Raw genomic sequence first — 16,961 nt, 5'->3', positions numbered from 1 at the left:
GAACTACGGGGTCACCTGCACCGCCCACGGGAAAATTGCCGGTCGCTCGTGGGCGAGCTCGTCCTCCAGCAACACGTGGTCCTTCGGTAGAACCGAATGGGGTGTCAACAAGCGTGCGAGGACCATGGTCAGCTGATTGACGGAGCCCTTCACGCCATCGACATCGATGGCATAGCGGTAGACATTGGCGTCCTCTAAATCACGCTCTTCATGCTCATCGCGGTAGGTCTGGCGCAGCTGTTCTTCCAGCCCCTCCGGGAGTGCAGGATCGGGCACACGGGTAACCTCAGCAGAAGCTAAGGAGCCGTTATCCACCAACTTGTGGGTAGCAGTGCTAAAGATTTCGGCCACGCGCTCGGCTTGAGCATCCGGCACCAGAACATCAAAGTGAATCAATGGCATGTAGGTAACCCTACCCAAACTTGAAGGACAGTAACTATGGCAGATCCCACACTTTCTCGGCTGAGCTCGCTCCTCCTCGAAGATTCAGTCGATCTCAGCTGGCAACGCGCCTTCTATGAAGACATGCATGCCCACCCAGAGCTGTCCCACCAAGAGGAACGCACCGCCGGACGGATTCTGGAACAACTAGATAAGTACGAGTGCGAGCTCGTCACCGGAATCGGCGGCCATGGCACCGTCGCTATCTTCCGCAACGGGGACGGCCCAACCGCGCTGATGCGGGCTGATTTTGATGCCCTCCCGGTGGCCGAGGAAACCGGCGTCCCCTTCGCCGCCACCAATGGCGCAATGCATGCCTGCGGGCACGATGTACACACCACGGCATTGCTCGGCGCGTGCGCGATTCTCGACGCCCACCGCGCCGCCTGGCACGGCACCTTCCTAGCACTGTTCCAACCGGCGGAGGAATCATCCATGGGCGCCAAATACATGATTGCGGACGGGCTCACCGACCGCGTTCCTGCACCGGATGTGTGCTTTGGTCAACACGTCATGCCGGGCCCCGCCGGCCAGGTGCAGTCCACCGCCGGCCCCATCCTGGCCGGCTGTGACTCCCTCCGCATCCGCATCACGGGGCGCTCCGCGCACGCCTCCATGCCGCACGAGGCCATCGATCCTTCCTACGTGGCCGCCATGGTGGTCACCCGCCTGCAGGCCATCGTCGGCCGCGAAGTCCCTCCCCATGATTTCTTTGTCATCTCGGTGGGCGAGCTGCATTCGGGCGATAAAAACAACATCATTCCGGGCAGCGCCGAACTCGTACTTAACACCCGCTATTACAAGCCAGAGTTGGCGCAGCGCGTCTATGCCTCCCTCGAGCGTATGGTGCGAGCCGAGTGCGAAGCCTCGGGATGCCCAGCAGAGCCCACCTTCGAGTACTTTGCCCATGGCGAAGTCACCGATAATGACGCTTCCACTCATGAAACCATTCGCTCGGCCTTCGACGCAGTCTTTGCTGATCTCTCCGTGAGCGCCACCCCATCCACCGTCTCCGAGGATTTCTGCTATCTCCCACAAGCCTGGGGCGTGCCTTATAACTTCTGGTTCATCGGCTCCACGCCGGAGCACCTCCTGGACAACCCGCCGGTTAACCACCAATCCACTTTCCTGCCGGATTATGAACCCACCATGCGCTCGGCCACCCACGCCGGGGCTGCAGCCGTCCTGTCTTTTCTGGGGCGCTAACCTTCCCGGCACAACGCTTTCGCTGTGTGTGATGATTAATGCACGCTGGCTGGCAGTGCTCTCTCCTGCAGCTGAATGCGGAACTGGTTAAGCTTGGGTGTTGGTATTTTTCCGCATTTTTATGCCTAAGGTGAAGGGATTCTCATGAGTCAACCCCAGCACTCCGATTTTCAGACCGCAGTTCCCGGACACGTCCGCGCCGCTGCTGGTGTCTCCCCCTCTGCCGCGACTAACCGCAAGTTCTGGTCCGGCTTGTCTTCTTCAGTAATGGAGCAGATTGCTGACAACTGGGAGGCCACCCGCACCGCCTACTCCGCCGCCCGCCAGCAGCACTATTTCTCTGCTGAGTTCCTCCAGGGGCGCGCCCTGCTCAACAACCTCACCAACGTCGGACTCGTCGACGAAGCCCGCGCCGCCTCCAAGGCCGCCGGTCACGAACTCTCCGATGTTCTCGAAGCCGAGCACGATGCTGCACTAGGCAACGGCGGCCTGGGCCGCCTCGCCGCCTGCTTCCTCGATTCTGCTGTCACCCAGAACTACCCGGTCACGGGCTACGGCCTGCTCTACCGCTACGGTCTCTTCCGTCAGTCCTTCGACAACGGTTTCCAGCGCGAGGAACCAGATGCCTGGATGGAAAATGGCTACGACTTCATCATTCGCCGTGCCTCCGAACAGCGCTTGGTCCACTTCGATGACATGGACGTACGCGCTATCCCCTATGACATGCCGATTACCGGATACGGCACCAACAACGTAGGTACGCTGCGCCTGTGGAAGTCCGAGCCTATCGATGAATTCGATTACGATGCCTTCAACTCGCAGCGCTTCACCGAAGCCATCGTGGAGCGCGAGCGCGTCATGGACATCTGCCGCGTGCTCTACCCCAACGACACGACCTACGAGGGCAAGGTGCTGCGCGTTCGCCAGCAGTACTTCTTCGTCTCGGCCTCGCTGCAGCAGATGATCGATAACTACATCGAGCACCACGGCGAGGACCTCACCGGCTTCGCCGAGTACAACTGCATCCAGCTCAACGACACCCACCCGGTGCTGGCCATCCCCGAATTGCTCCGCCTGCTTCTCGACGAACACGGGATGGGCTGGGACGAGGCCTGGAAGGTCGTCACCGAGACTTTTGCCTACACCAACCACACCGTGCTGGCTGAGGCTTTGGAGAGCTGGGAAGTATCCATCTTCCAGAAGCTGTTCTGGCGCATTTGGGAGCTGGTGGAAGAGATCGACCGCCGCTTCCGCGAAGACATGGCCCAGCGCGGCCTGGATCAAGGGCGCATCGACTACATGGCTCCGGTGTCCGACGGGCATGTCCACATGGCGTGGATCGCTTGCTATGCCGCGTACTCCATCAATGGCGTCGCCGCCCTGCACACCGAAATCATCAAGGCGGACACGCTCTCCGAGTGGCACGAGCTGTGGCCGGAGAAGTTCAACAACAAGACCAACGGCGTGACCCCTCGTCGTTGGCTGCGCATGTGCAACCCGCGCCTGTCCGACCTGCTCACTGAGCAGGCTGGTTCTGATGCCTGGGTTACCGATCTGACCGAGCTGGCGAAGCTGGCTCCTGTGGCTGAGGATGAGAAGGTGCTGCGCCAACTCATCAACATCAAGCGCGCCAACAAGCAGGATTTCGCCGCATGGATTGACGCACACCAGGGCGCTACCGTGGACCCGGATTCCGTTTTCGATGTCCAGATCAAGCGCCTGCACGAGTACAAGCGCCAGCTGATGAATGCGCTTTACATCTTGGACCTGTACTTCCGCATCAAGGTCGACGGCGAAACCGTTCCGAAGCGCACCTTCATCTTTGGCGCGAAGGCAGCGCCGGGCTATGTCCGCGCGAAAGCCATCATCAAGCTCATCAACACCATCGGTGACCTGGTCAACAACGACCCGGCTACCAAGGACGTGCTCAACGTAGTCTTTGTTGAGAATTACAACGTCTCCCCCGCCGAGCACATCATCCCAGCCGCTGATGTCTCCGAGCAGATTTCCGTCGCCGGCAAGGAAGCCTCCGGTACCTCCAACATGAAGTTCATGATGAACGGTGCCCTGACCTTGGGCACAATGGACGGCGCCAACGTAGAGATCGTCGAGGCAGTGGGCGAAGACAACGCCTACATCTTCGGCGCCCGCAACGAAGAAATCCCGCAGCTGCGCGCCGAGTACAACCCGGGCGAGCTCTATAACACGGTTCCGGGCCTGGCGCGTGTCCTCGATGCCTTCACCGATGGCACGCTGGGTTCGGAGAATGCAGGCATGTTTAGTGATCTGCGCTCCTCGCTGCTCGATGGCTTCGGCGAACACGCTCAGGATACCTACTACGTCCTCGGGGACTTCGCCGACTACCGCGAGACCCGTGACCGCATGGCTGCTGACTATGAAGCGGACGAGCTGGCATGGGCCAAGAAGGCCTGGCTCAACATCTGCTACTCCGGGCGCTTCTCCTCTGACCGCACTATCGCTGACTATGCCAACGAAGTGTGGAAGCTGACCCCGACCCCCATTTCCCACGTCTAGACAGACAGGGGTTAAAAGACGCACTAGTGCCTATTAACCCCTAGACGGGGCTTTCCGGAAAGACAAAGCGCCGCCCCACCACCGTTCCCCCTTCCCACTTAGTGGGTAAGGAAGCAAGCGTGGGTGAGGCGGCGTTGTTTGTCTGCGACGGTTTTACTTATCGCGCAGAGTCTGGCCCAGCTCGTGGACCTGAATCATATTGGTGTTACCAGAGATTCCAGGAGGGGTACCGGCGATGACGACGATCATGTCGCCTTCCTTGTACTTATCCATTCCCAGCAGAGCCTCATCAATGGCGGCCATCATGTCATCGGTGGACTCGACCGAATCACTCAAGAAGGTCTCTGCACCCCAGGTCAACGCCAGCTGCGAGCGCACCGCCGGGTACGGGGTGAAGGCAAGGAGCGGCAGCGCGGAGTGCAAACGAGCCACGCGCTTCGCGGTATCACCGGAGGTGGTGAAGGCGACGATGGCCTTCGCATTCAGGCGCTCAGCAATATCGCGTGCGGAGTAAGACACAACACCGCGCTTGGTGCGCGGAACGTGCGACAGCGGAGGAACCTGGCCGCCCTGCTCAGCATTCGTCACGATGCGGGACATCGTGCGCACAACATTGTGCGGGTCGATGCCGACGGAGGTCTCACCGGAGAGCATGACGGCATCAGCACCATCGAGCACTGCGTTAGCCACGTCGGAGGCCTCCGCGCGAGTCGGGCGCAGGTTGGAGATCATGGAATCGAGCATCTGCGTTGCCACGATCACCGGCTTGGCATTCTCACGCGCGATCTGGATAGCGCGCTTCTGGAACAGCGGAACCTGCTCCAGCGGGACCTCGACGCCAAGGTCACCGCGCGCAATCATGATGGCATCGAAAGCCAAGACGATGGATTCAAGGGCATCGACCGCCTCCGGCTTCTCGAGCTTCGCAATAACCGGAACGCGGCGGCCTTCCTCATCCATGATTTCGTGGACCTTGTCCACATCGGCTGGGGAACGAACAAAGGACAGAGCGATCATGTCCACGCCGAGCTTCAATGCGAAGCGAAGGTCAGCAATGTCCTTCTCCGACAGCGCCGGCACAGAAATGTCCATGCCTGGGAGGGACACGCCCTTGTTATTGGAGACCGGTCCGCCCTCGGTGACCTCACAAACAACGTCATTGCCGTCGACTTCCTTGCAGACGACGGCGACCTTACCGTCGTCGATCAGCAGGCGGTCACCCGGCTTCGCGTCCTGCGCCAGGTTCTTGTAAGTGGTGGACACGCGGTCGTGCGTACCTTCTACGTCATCAACGGTGATGCGGACGATTTCGCCATCCTTCCACATCTCTTCACCGTTGACGAAGCGACCCAGACGAATCTTCGGTCCCTGGAGGTCCGCCAGGACGCCGACTGCCTGGCCGGTCTCATCGGTAGCCTCACGGACCCAGCGGTAGTTCGCCTCGTGGTCCGCATGCTCGCCGTGGGACATGTTTAGACGCGCCACGTTCATGCCTGCTTCAACGAGGCCAAGGATTCCTTCCTTGCTTGCTACAGCAGGACCCAACGTACAAACAATTTTGGTTCTTCTATCCAACATGGAGTGCCTTATTCACATCGGGAGTTTCTAACGGTTTCCAAACTACCCCGCTTTGCTGGTCTCGGCCACCACGAATGAAGCTCACACCATGTTTTGACCCTCGAATCAGGCTTCCCCGGTGGCTGTTGCAGCCCCTTCCGATTCGGCAACAACCGGGAATAACCGGGCACATCTGGGCATTTTGTGTCCATGCTCCCGAAACTCGAGACTCTCGGTCAAGGCGTCTTAAAACATTGTGTGATCCCGGCTACTTCCCGAAGTCTCAGCGCGTGAATCTGTCGCTAGGCGCTGCGACTGTCACCTTTGTGAGTCAGCGACTCCTGCACTGTCACCGACGTCGGCGGCACGGGCCGGGTCCACCTCTTCTGGTGTTTCCTGGCCGCGCGGCAGCCGGAAGTACACGATGAGCGCTACGACAAAGCAGACCACTGACACGATGACGTTGACACGCAGACCAAAGATCAGCGTGGCATCGTCAGCACGCATGTTTTCTACAACGAAGCGCCCCGCTGTGTATCCGGCGACGTACAGCGCAAACACACGACCATGGCCGAGCTTGAATGCCTTGTGGGCCCACAGCAGGAACACGCACACCGCCACGTTCCACAGCAGCTCATAGAGGAATGTCGGATGCACCGAGGCGATTACTTCCCCGGTCGAGCGCCCACTGATCGGCGCGTATTCACCGCTTTCATTCACACGATAATAAATGTCGAGAGCCCACGGGACGGTGGTCTCACGACCATAGAGTTCCTGGTTAAACCAATTTCCTAGGCGGCCAATAGCCTGCGCCAATATGAGTCCAGGCGCGACGGCATCCGCAAACGGCCCCACAGGGATGCCCTTGACTTTGAACATGAGCCACACCGCGACCGCGCCCAAGGCCACCGCTCCCCAAATACCTAGTCCACCGTTGGTGATTTTCAGCGCGTCGAGAGGATCACACGTGGAGCAGAAGTACTTATCATTATCCGTAATCACGTGATAGAGGCGGCCGCCAATGATGCCGGCTGGGATCACTACCAAGGCAGCATCCCAGACCACATCCGGGTTTCCACCCCGGGCGGTATAGCGGCGCAGAGTCATCCACAGCGCAACGAGGATGCCGGCGATAATGCACATGGCATACGCACGAATAGGGACTGGTCCGAGATGCCACACGCCTTGTGGCGGAGAGGGAATGTTGGCGAGGTAGTAAATCTGCACGGGAAATAGTGTGCCTGAAAAAGACGGCCACTACAACGCGCTTAGCTTCTGCGCGAAGGGCACGCCGGATGCTGGCCGGCGGCCACTAAGGAGCGGGCCAAAGCCATCGGGTCCTGGGCCGCCATAATGGACTCACCGACGAGGATGGCATCGGCTCCCTGCGAGGCATAGGACAACACGTTACGCGGACTATTAACGCCGCCCACCGCAATACGTGTGATGCTCTCAGGAAGACCCGGTGAAATAGTAGAAAAGGCCTCCCGATTAAGTGCATCGGAGGCCAAAGACCACGCATTGATGGCCACGACAGTACCCCCTGCTTTGATAACGCGATCCACCTCAGCGCACGTGCGCACTTCCAGGATGGCTGTCATTCCAAGGGACTCCACGCGGTCGAGGAGCGACTCGAGGCGAGCCTGATCAAGCAACTCCACCTGCAAAGGAATCGCATCCGCCCCATAACAGCGCGCTTCATGAATCTGATAAGGATCAACAATGGTGTCGCGGCACAGCATAGGAATGTCGATTGCAGCGCGGGCAACACGCATGTCCTCCAGGGAGCCATGAAAGCGGCGCCTGTCTGTCTGGCAGGCCATGACGTGCACGCCTGCTTCCTCCAGCTTTCGTGCCAGGGCCGCGACGGAGTGCGGTCCGTCTAGGTGGACGATCTCTCCACCATAAGGCACGGCGCGCTTGATTTCGGTGATGATAGAACATCCCGAACGCAATAGGGCCTGTGCGGTATCGCGCGGTGCGTCCATGTCTCGAGACCGCGCTTTAACTTCCTTGAAGGGGACGCGCGCCTCCCGTGCGGCTACATCAGCTAGTACGCCGGCCACAAGGTGATCGACGGCAATCGGGGTAGGCATGGAGCACCTCCCTTCCCCGAAGGAAACTCAAAGAAAGAAACAGGGGCGTTTGAGATCACACTTAGGCTAGCGCGCCCTTGCCTCTAACAAGAAATCCGGGGCACCCGATTCCGTGCTAGGACCACTACATGAAGCGGGACATGCAGCCACGGCTCACGCCGCTGCCATGCCTAGGTCGACCGGGGATCGGTGGGGTCAATATCGGCATCGAGGGCATCCCACATCACACGGCCGGAGTCCTGGGTGGTTTCGAGGTCTTCCTGGAGGCGTTCCTGGCGTACCGCCGGGGTTTCATATTTGGCGGAGCGGGGCTTATCCGCCCCCGGATTGCTCGCCACCATAACCGCACCGAAGAGGGCAAGCGCCGCACCGGCGATAGCAAGCACGGGGCCAGCGGTCGACGCATCAGCGGTGAGGACAGTGGCCCAATCCGAAATGGTTGCGGAATCCACGGAGGTATCGTTCGTTCCTCCCTGCAGTAGCTCTTGAGCACGCTCCGCCTCGGGGCCGGCAGTCAACAGCGCAACCGGGCGCCATCCGGCAGCCGCCGCGGCGAGTGCGGTGAGGACAGAGACAATTCGACGGCCCGTGCGCCGCAGCGCAAAGGCTGCCACACCGCCAGCGAGAACCACGACGCTGAGTGCAATGAGCTCGAGGGACCACAAGGAACCAGATAATTCCGCAACACTCGAACCGGCCTTATCGTCTTCGACCGCCGCCGTCACCCACGTCATGCGGGAAGACAGCCACAACAGGATGGCGCCGACGAACATCAGCACGGGTCCGATGCGTTTAGCTCCACTGTGCTTTGCTTCAGTGCGCTTTGCTTCAGTGCGCTTAGCCATTGTTCTCCTCTCCGAAGAGATCGCGTGCATCGAAGCACGTCCGGTCCCCGGTATGGCACGCGCCGCCGTGCTGACGAACGGTCAGTAAGACGGTGTCTCCATCGCAATCTAAGCGCGCACCCACCACCTCTTGGGTATTGCCGGACGTCAGACCCTTAATCCAATACTCACGGCGCGAGCGTGAATAGTAGGTTCCACGACGCGTCGCCAACGTATAGGCCAAGGCATGATCATCCATCCATGCCAGCATGAGCACTTCTCCGCGCTCCGATTGCACAATGGCCGGAACCAAACCCGCTTCGTTGCGCTTAAGCTGCTGAGCAATCTCTTCACTCAGCTCATAGTCCCCTACGGCCTCCGAATCGGTGCTTCTGTGCCCGCTGCTTTCATTGTGTACCTTCACTGGCGGACCTCCTTCCCTGCTGCCGCAAGTGCCTCTTTAACCTCAGAGATCTCTACCTCGCGGAAGTGGAAGATGCTGGCCGCGAGCACGGCATCTGCCCCGGCATCAACAGCCGGTGGGAAATGCTCGGCCCTACCCGCTCCGCCGGAGGCGATGATCGGCACGGACACCGCCGCACGCACCGCCTCGATCAATTCGATGTCGAAGCCCGCCTTGGTGCCGTCTCCATCCATGGAGTTCAGCAGAATCTCACCAACCCCTAGTTCCTCACCGCGCTTGGCCCACTCCACGGCGTCGAGGCCTGCCGAGCGCGTTCCACCATGTGTGGTGACCTCAAAGCCGCTGGGAAAATCTTTCGCGCGGCGAGCATCCACCGAAAGCACAATGCACTGGGAACCAAAGACATCCGCCAGTTCGCGCAGCAACTCCGGGCGCGCGATGGCAGAGGAGTTTACAGAGACCTTATCCGCGCCGGCACGAAGAAGCTCGCGGACATCGTCCACCGACCTGACGCCACCGCCAACGGTCAACGGGATGAAGACTTGATCGGCCGTACGGCGCACCACATCGAGCATGGTGCCGCGGCCATCCTTTGATGCGGAGACGTCGAGGAAGGTCAGCTCATCAGCGCCCATGTGGCCATAGCGGGCAGCCAACTCCACTGGGTCACCGGCATCACGCAGGTTTTCGAAGTTCACGCCTTTGACCACACGGCCATTATCAACGTCAAGACACGGGATCACGCGCACGGCAAGTGCCATGGTGACCATCCTCCTAAAACTAAAGGTCAGATGAGAGGCAGTCCGTATGGAAACTGCCGAATACTAAAAACTACGTCCGGCTTCAGCGCCCAAATCGCACGCTGAGGTTTAGTGTCGGAGCCTAGCGCTCCCCACGAGGATTTCGGGCGATGGCATCCAGAATTGTGGCATGAACCTGCGGGGTTCCTCCCACAAAGCCCTTCGAGTTGGCGGTCCACTCATTTCCTTCTGGATCGCTCACGCGGCCACCGGCGGCCTTGATCATGAGCGCACCCGCCGCGTTATCCCATGGGTGCGGCGAGAAATTCACCGCCCCATCAAACACGCCTTGGGCCACGAAGGCATTGTCCAGCCCCACCGACCCAGTCATGCGGGGACGCAACCCGGTCTCTCGGAGGTCCTTGAACAAATCGGTTGGCAGGTGTGAGGAACAGCCCACATGACCGCGGGCCTCGTCGAAGCCCTGAGCCTCCTCGCCGCCCCCGAAACCGGTCGAGGGGCCGCCGCTGGTGCGCAGTGGCATGCCTTGTGCCGCGACGACGCGACGGTTTAGCAAAGGAAAATCTGCGACTGCGACGACGGGCTTCGCTTCGTGCAAAAGCGTGACAAGAATTCCGCAGCACGGATTTCCCGCGGAATAGTTCGCGGTTCCATCCACTGGGTCCACGACCCAGATCGTCTCTTGGAGGTCTCCCCCGTATTCCTCGCCGAGCACCGGGATTCCGGTGAGCTGACTCAGCGTTTGACGCAACTGCTGCTCAATGACCAGATCTACCTCGGTGGCAAAGTCTCCCTCGCCCTTGAAACGCGCGGGTGCTGCGCCGAGGCCCCTGCGGAAGAGATCATCAACGTGATCCACCGCTGCCTCCGCAAAGGCAACAAGCTCGCGTGGGTCCGACTCCGAAGTTCCTGTCATCGGGGCCATCGGCCTACCTCTCCTCGATCGGGTCGATGTATTCCTCTCCCGGCAGCGGGGTAACCTCTGCAACGGCAGCGAGAGCTTCCTCCAGCGTGAAGCGCTCCTCATAGAGAGCCTTACCGATGATGGCGGAATCAATTCCCTCATTTTCGTAGAGGGCCAATTCACGCAGATCATCCAGGGTGGAAATTCCTCCGGAAGCAGTGACCTTGGCTTCTGTAGCGGCCGCGACCTCACGCAACAACTCAATGTTGGGGCCCTGCAGCGTACCGTCCTTGGACACGTCCGTTACTACGAAGCGAGTACAACCAGCCGCATCGAGGCGTTCGAGGACCTCCCAGAGGTCGCCGCCGTCAGATACCCAGCCGTTACCTCGCGTCCGCCACTCGCCATCCACCAGGCGGACCGCCAAGTCCACTGCGATGCGGTCACCGTGTTCTGCCAGAGCCTTGGCAATCCAGTCAGGGTTCTCCAAAGCCGCGGTACCAATATTGACGCGGCGCGCACCGGTGGCGAGAGCTCGGGCCAGAGATTCATCATCTCGAATCCCGCCGGTCAGCTCCACGTTCAGGTCCACGCTTGTGGTGATTTCGGCGAGCAGTTCATGGTTGGATCCGCGGCCAAAAGCCGCGTCCAAATCGACTGCATGCAGCCACTGCGCACCCTGAGCCTGCCACTTCAGGGCAGCCTCACGCGGCGAGCCATAGGATTTCTCGGTTCCGGCCTCTCCTTGATCAAGGCGAACTGCCTGACCATCAACGACATCAACCGCGGGCAACAGTGTAAAACTCATGGTGGGTAGTCTACCTTTCACGCGGACTCTTTAAAGCGTTCCTATCCAGTTCTTCAGCAGCTGCGAACCAACGTCACCAGATTTCTCCGGGTGAAATTGGGTGGCCCACAATGCACCATTGTCTACCGCAGCGACAAAACGGTCACCGCCATACTCCGACCACGCCACCTTCGGCGGCTCTGTAATCTCGGTCTCCAGCTCCCAGCTCCGTGCGGCATAGGAATGCACGAAATAAAAGCGATCCTCCGGGCTCACGCCTTCAAACATGCGGCTTCCGCTAGGAAGCTCCACGGTGTTCCATCCCATGTGCGGGAGGACGGGAGCCTGCAAACGGGTAACCTCCCCGGGCCACTCGCCGCAACCTTCGGTGTGCACGCCGTGTTCAGTGCCTGACTCAAAAAGAATCTGCATGCCTACGCAAATCCCCAAAACGGGGCGACCACCAGCCAATCGCTGACCAATGATTCGCGGCCCCTGTGCGGCGCGCAGGCCCTCCATGCAGGCAGCGAACGCCCCCACTCCGGGGACCAAAAGGCCATCGGCCTCTACCGCCTGTTTCGGGTCCGCGGTCACCGCGACGGTGGCACCGACCCTCTCCAGCGCGCGCACTGCCGACCGGACATTGCCAGCGCCATAATCCAGGACTACTACGTCGTGTGAGCTCATCGTGCTTCCTTTCCGGGTCTCCTCGGCCTTCTAATCATGCGCAGGCGGGTTTGGATGTCGTTCAGCTCGCTCACGCGGGTCTTGCCCAAGGCGAGGTCAGCCGCAGACATGAGCAGGCCCACCGCGATGATGGCGGCGCCAGCGGCGAACGCGCCATAATAACCAGACATAGCCACGACGGCGCCGAGCACCGTCGAGCCAAGGCCCGTGCCGCCGTCGTAGAAAATATTCCACACCGCAGAGCCCTCCGAGAGGCGCTCGCGCGGGAGACGGTCGAACATCGACAACAGCGCCTCATTTTGCACGATGCCGAAACCCGCACCGTAGATGACCGTGCCGAACACGAGCAGCCATACTGACCATTCTTGCCACAGCACGGCGGCGATAAGCCCCACGCCTAAGACTGAAAAAGCCTGAGCGGGAATCATCAGCGTGCCTGGCTGGCCTACTCGGTCCGCCACCACACCGGCCACATAGCGCGCGATCATGGCCGAACCACCAATCACCGATAGCATGAGGCCGCCCAAGACAGCGCCGCGCTCAGGATCCAACTCACGCACCGCCGGAGAAATGAAGTTAGATGCCACGCCATAGCTCACGGAAAAACTCATCAGCGCCAGTGCTGGGACGAGCACGAGCTTCCACATCGGGGCGCGCGGGGTGGTGTCTGAGGGGTCCGGCGACCCCACTGGAGCGGCTTTGATTTGCGGCACCAGAATGCACGTGAAGAATCCTAGTAAGCCAAGACCAGCAGCCAGAAGATACACCGTGTTGTAGTTAAAGGCTGAAGCCACCGCGAGGCCCACAGGCAAGAAGGCCATTTGGGCTGCACCGATGAATAGGCCGAAAATTCCCGTGGCCTTACCCAGCAGGCGCCGTGGCGTGATTTCCGCGATGAGTGCGTTCTCCGCCACTGTGAGCGCACCGAAGCCTATACCGCGCAGAGCGGAAAAGCCTAGGGCGATCGGGGCTGCATCGCCCAGCATGTGCCCCAACGCCGGCAGCCCCAGCAACAACGCCGCGGCCGCCATAATTGGGCGGTAGCCAAAGATGCGCAGCAGCATCGGTGTTGCCATTTGGGTAAGCACTGTGGCCAGCATGAACACGCCGGTCGTGGCACCAGCCAATGTCGCGGAACCGCCGGCATCCAGCACGGCCAGCGGCACCACAGGCAGCAAGACCGACCAAGCACCAAAAGCGGAAACCACCGCGATCATGGTTTCCTTAAAGCCAGCAACCTTCCATACGCTCTGAGGGGTCTTTTCTATCACTTCGCCGCCAATCCTGCTGAGAAGATGTCAAGGAACCAGACCAAGGCGGCAGTCACGGAGATCGCCGCGAGCGCACCCGCGACCACAGTCATCAGCACCGACCCGTTCTGGTATGCCGCCCACGCACCACCGACGAGCAACCCGGCGACCAGAAAGAGAACGAGAACCATTACATTCATAAGTCTTAGAGCGCTCCCTTCGTCGAAGGAACTCCGTTCACGCGCGGATCCCGCTCAGTAGCCTGGCGCAGAGCACGGGCCACTGCCTTGTACTCGGCCTCCGTGATGTGATGCGGATCGCGGCCGTAACGCACGTTGACGTGCAAGGTCGTCGCCGAGTGCGTGGCAAAGGTTTCAAAGAAGTGTCGGTTGATAACCGTGGCGTAATGCCCACCGATAATCTGCCACTCCATGTTCTCCGGCTCGCCATTCATCACGAAGTAGGGACGCCCTGAGATATCGACGACGGCCTCCACCAGCGTTTCATCCATGGGGAGGAGCTGGGAGCCGAAACGGCGGATCCCGGACTTATCCCCCACCGCCTCCAGAAAGGCACGGCCCAGCACGATAGCGGTGTCTTCGACCGTGTGGTGAGCATCGATGTCAATATCGCCCTCAGCGTGAACGCGAAGATCGAAGGAGCCGTGGGTGCACACAGCGTTAAGCATGTGGTCAAAGAACGGCAGCCCCGTCGAAATATCCGACTGGCCGGTGCCATCGAGGTTTATTTCTACAGAGATCTTTGTCTCCCCGGTGACGCGCTCTGCGCGGCCAATGCGGTCGCCATGGTTGTGACGTACAGCGTCGCCAGCACTCATTGCCCCACGCTCCTTCTTCAAGTCATGAGCCCACAATGTGGGCTCATTTCATCATCGTTTTTAGTTAGTCATCTCTACTGTATCTGCCAAGTCCGCCGCGGCCGAAAGGAAGGCATCATTCTCTTCAGGCAGACCAATCGTGGCGCGCAAGAGACCCGGTACACCGTTATCACGAATCAGGACATCGCGGTCCAGGAATCCTTGCCACACCGCGTGCTGATCGGCAAAGCGTCCGAAGGAGACGAAGTTGGATTCGCTGGGTACGACGTAGTATCCGAGCTCCTTAAGCCGTGCGACAACCCGGTCCCGCTCCGCCGATAGTTTGGCCACAGTTCCCAAGGTCTCTTCCTTATGCGCAAGGGCAACGGTGGCCGCGATCTGGGAGAGAACCGACAGGTGATAGGGCAAACGAACGAGCATGACGGCTTCCACGAACGCCGGATCTGCCACGAAGTAGCCCAAACGTCCGCCGGCGAAGTCGAAGGCCTTGGACATCGTGCGCGAGACCACGAGCTTGGTCGGATATTTCTCCAGCAGCGTGGTCGCAGAAGGCGAAGGCGAGAATTCCATATAGGCCTCGTCCACGATGACGATGCCCGGCGCGGCCTGCACGATCTTCTCCACCACATCAATCGGGGTGACATCACCGGTGGGATTGTTCGGTGTTGTGATGAAAACGACGTCGGGGCGGTGCTTGGCGACGGCCTCCAACGCCTCCTCCTCATCAATACGGAAATCCGCATCGCGTGGGCAGGAGATGAATTCGGTTTGGGTGCCCGCGCATAGAATGGGGTGCATCGAATAGCTCGGTGTAAATCCCAGCGCACTACGCCCCGGCCCGCCAAAGGCCTGCAGCAGCTGCTGCAGAACCTCATTGGAGCCGTTAGCTGCCCAGACGTTCTCCACGCTGACAGCCACCCCGGTCTGCTCACTGACGTACTCCGCCAGTGCCGTGCGCAGCTCCACGGCATCGCGCTCTGGGTAACGGTTGAGCTGACGCGCGTGCTTCTCGACGGCCGCCACCATGTCCTTCACCAGCGCCTCCGAGGGCGGATAGGGGTTCTCGTTGGTGTTGAGCTGGTTGGTCACCGTCAGCTGCGGGGCTCCATAGGCGCTGGAGCCGCGCAATTCTTCGCGAAGGGGAAGATCCTTCAACTCAGCCATTGCTTAAGCCTCTTCTTTCTGGGTATCGGTGTCATCAGCGAATCGTGCCGCAATTGCTTCACCATGGGCGGGCAAGTCTTCTGCAGTGGCGAAGGCAATGACATTCTGAGCTACCTCGCCGAGTGCCGCGCGGTCGTACTCGATGAGGTTGACCGGCCGTAGGAAGGTGTGCGTCGACAGCCCGGCGCTAAACCGCGCGGTTCCCGAGGTAGGCAAAACGTGGTTGGAACCGGCGGAATAATCACCGAGGGGTACGGGCGAGTATTCACCAACGAAGATCGCGCCGGCGTGGCGGATACGCTCCGCAACTGCCCGGGCATTCTTTGTGTGTACCTCCAAGTGCTCAGCGGCATAGGCGTCCGCGACAGCGATACCTGTCTCGAGGTCGTCGACCAGGACGATGCCGGACTGTTCTCCGCGCAATGCCTCAGCTGCGCGCTCGGCGTTGGCTGTGGCGGTATAGCGCTGAGCTACCTCCGCATTCACCGCAGCGGCAAAGTCCTCAGAATCGGTGATGAGCACGGAGGCAGCCATGGGATCGTGCTCCGCCTGGGAAATGAGGTCATAGGCCACGTAGACGGGGTTAGCGGTCTCATCGGCCAGGATGGCGATCTCGGTAGGACCAGCTTCTGCATCAATTCCCACCACTCCCTGCACCGCGCGCTTAGCGGCAGCAACAAAGACGTTGCCGGGGCCGGTGATGATATCGACAGGCTCCAGAGCTTCTTCACCCGTGGCGGGTTCATCATCGCCGTAGGCCAGAAGCGCGATGGCTTGCCCGCCGCCGACGGCCCAGACATCATCCACGCCCAGCATGTGGCACGTGGCCAGCACTGTCGGGTGTGGCAGCCCACCGAATTCCTTCTGCGGCGGAGAAGCCACGACCATCGCCGCAGCGCCCGCTTCTTGGGCGGGGACGGCATTCATAATGACGGAAGACGGATACACCGCCTTGCCGCCCGGGACGTAGAGCCCTACTCGCTCGATGGGCTGGAAGACCTCGGTGACCGTCGCGCCTGGTGCCAGTGTCGTCGTGTGCGAAGCCGGCTTCTGATCAGCGTGAACGGCGCGCACGCGCGCGATAGATTCTTCGATGGCTGCTCGCACACTCGGGTCCAGGTCCTCGGCAGCCTTCTTCATCTCCTCCTTAGGTACTCGCACTGCGGCGGGGCGGACTCCGTCGAATTTTTCGCCGAAATCGAGGGCCGCCGCCGCACCACCCTCGCGGACTTTCTCCACCATGGGGATGACGGTGCCCATCACTGAGGACACGTCCGTTCCCCCTCGCGGCAGGACTCGGCGCAGCCGGGAGGTGGTGAGTTCCTCTCCACGCAGGTCGATGGTTCGTAGCATGCTCAGACCCCTTTTATAATATGCAGCGGTTTCTATACCTTCCCATTACTATACCTGGACCGAAAAGCCAGCGAGCTGGCAGGTAGGGGTTATAGAATGTGCCACTAGTAACACATTCCGGGAGCCCGAATCGG

At 60.4% G+C, this 16,961-nt stretch carries 17 protein-coding genes; 2 read left to right on the top strand and 15 right to left on the bottom strand.

Annotated features, from left to right (window positions below; all coding sequences use genetic code 11):
- Positions 1–3: 3 nt before the first annotated feature.
- The gene (locus HMPREF2996_RS01800; RefSeq protein WP_070445443.1) at positions 4–402 is read right to left on the bottom strand and encodes a hypothetical protein; all 399 of its coding nucleotides are present in this window, start codon (positions 400–402) and stop codon (positions 4–6) included.
- Between the two features lie 36 nt (positions 403–438).
- Between HMPREF2996_RS01800 and HMPREF2996_RS01795 the strand changes: the two genes are divergently transcribed.
- On the top strand, positions 439–1,647 hold the full coding sequence (locus tag HMPREF2996_RS01795; protein ID WP_070729809.1) for an amidohydrolase: 1,209 nt from the start codon (positions 439–441) through the stop codon (positions 1,645–1,647).
- 144 nt (positions 1,648–1,791) lie between these two features.
- Positions 1,792–4,182 (top strand): glycogen/starch/alpha-glucan phosphorylase, encoded by a 2,391-nt coding sequence (locus tag HMPREF2996_RS01790; protein ID WP_070445437.1) that lies wholly within the window; start codon positions 1,792–1,794, stop codon positions 4,180–4,182.
- Positions 4,183–4,335: 153 nt separating this feature from the next.
- Here HMPREF2996_RS01790 and pyk read toward each other — a convergent pair whose 3' ends face one another.
- The 14 genes from pyk to hisD all read right to left on the bottom strand — a co-directional run bounded on the left by pyk (position 4,336) and on the right by hisD (position 16,827).
- Entirely contained in the window at positions 4,336–5,757 is a 1,422-nt protein-coding gene (pyk, locus tag HMPREF2996_RS01785) for a pyruvate kinase (RefSeq protein WP_070445728.1), read from the bottom strand.
- Positions 5,758–6,057: 300 nt separating this feature from the next.
- The gene (gene lgt, locus HMPREF2996_RS01780; RefSeq protein WP_070445434.1) at positions 6,058–6,966 is read right to left on the bottom strand and encodes a prolipoprotein diacylglyceryl transferase; all 909 of its coding nucleotides are present in this window, start codon (positions 6,964–6,966) and stop codon (positions 6,058–6,060) included.
- Positions 6,967–7,007: 41 nt separating this feature from the next.
- Entirely contained in the window at positions 7,008–7,835 is an 828-nt protein-coding gene (locus HMPREF2996_RS01775; protein WP_070445431.1) for an indole-3-glycerol phosphate synthase TrpC, read from the bottom strand.
- Positions 7,836–8,005: 170 nt separating this feature from the next.
- The gene (locus HMPREF2996_RS01770; protein ID WP_070729808.1) at positions 8,006–8,680 is read right to left on the bottom strand and encodes a TIGR02234 family membrane protein; all 675 of its coding nucleotides are present in this window, start codon (positions 8,678–8,680) and stop codon (positions 8,006–8,008) included.
- A complete protein-coding gene (hisI, locus tag HMPREF2996_RS01765) occupies positions 8,673–9,083 on the bottom strand; it encodes a phosphoribosyl-AMP cyclohydrolase (protein ID WP_070445428.1) in 411 nt (136 codons plus the stop codon). Before hisI ends, HMPREF2996_RS01770 begins: the two co-directional genes overlap by 8 nt.
- A complete protein-coding gene (hisF, locus tag HMPREF2996_RS01760) occupies positions 9,080–9,844 on the bottom strand; it encodes an imidazole glycerol phosphate synthase subunit HisF (protein WP_070445717.1) in 765 nt (254 codons plus the stop codon). Before hisF ends, hisI begins: the two co-directional genes overlap by 4 nt.
- Positions 9,845–9,965: 121 nt before the next feature.
- A complete protein-coding gene (locus HMPREF2996_RS01755) occupies positions 9,966–10,769 on the bottom strand; it encodes an inositol monophosphatase family protein (RefSeq protein WP_070643780.1) in 804 nt (267 codons plus the stop codon).
- A 4-nt stretch (positions 10,770–10,773) separates the two neighbouring features.
- Positions 10,774–11,556 (bottom strand): bifunctional 1-(5-phosphoribosyl)-5-((5-phosphoribosylamino)methylideneamino)imidazole-4-carboxamide isomerase/phosphoribosylanthranilate isomerase PriA, encoded by a 783-nt coding sequence (gene priA / locus HMPREF2996_RS01750; protein WP_070445422.1) that lies wholly within the window; start codon positions 11,554–11,556, stop codon positions 10,774–10,776.
- A 30-nt stretch (positions 11,557–11,586) separates the two neighbouring features.
- Positions 11,587–12,222, bottom strand: coding sequence for an imidazole glycerol phosphate synthase subunit HisH (gene hisH, locus HMPREF2996_RS01745; protein ID WP_070643774.1), 636 nt, complete (start codon positions 12,220–12,222; stop codon positions 11,587–11,589).
- Complete coding sequence (locus HMPREF2996_RS01740) at positions 12,219–13,439, bottom strand: MFS transporter (protein WP_070445416.1); 1,221 nt, start codon at positions 13,437–13,439, stop codon at positions 12,219–12,221. Before HMPREF2996_RS01740 ends, hisH begins: the two co-directional genes overlap by 4 nt.
- A 50-nt stretch (positions 13,440–13,489) precedes the next feature.
- Positions 13,490–13,672: a hypothetical protein gene (locus HMPREF2996_RS01735; protein ID WP_070445412.1), complete on the bottom strand. Its 183-nt coding sequence runs from the start codon at positions 13,670–13,672 to the stop codon at positions 13,490–13,492.
- 5 nt (positions 13,673–13,677) lie between these two features.
- Positions 13,678–14,310, bottom strand: coding sequence for an imidazoleglycerol-phosphate dehydratase HisB (gene hisB / locus HMPREF2996_RS01730; protein ID WP_070445409.1), 633 nt, complete (start codon positions 14,308–14,310; stop codon positions 13,678–13,680).
- Between the two features lie 60 nt (positions 14,311–14,370).
- A complete protein-coding gene (locus tag HMPREF2996_RS01725) occupies positions 14,371–15,474 on the bottom strand; it encodes a histidinol-phosphate transaminase (protein WP_070711444.1) in 1,104 nt (367 codons plus the stop codon).
- A 3-nt stretch (positions 15,475–15,477) separates the two neighbouring features.
- Positions 15,478–16,827, bottom strand: coding sequence for a histidinol dehydrogenase (gene hisD / locus HMPREF2996_RS01720; RefSeq protein WP_070711445.1), 1,350 nt, complete (start codon positions 16,825–16,827; stop codon positions 15,478–15,480).
- Positions 16,828–16,961 lie beyond the last annotated feature (134 nt).

This window comes from Corynebacterium sp. HMSC066C02 (assembly GCF_001814945.1).
GTDB classification, from domain to species: domain Bacteria; phylum Actinomycetota; class Actinomycetes; order Mycobacteriales; family Mycobacteriaceae; genus Corynebacterium; species Corynebacterium aurimucosum.
Note: the sequence above shows the minus strand (reverse complement) of the source record. Positions and strands in the feature narration are given on the sequence as shown.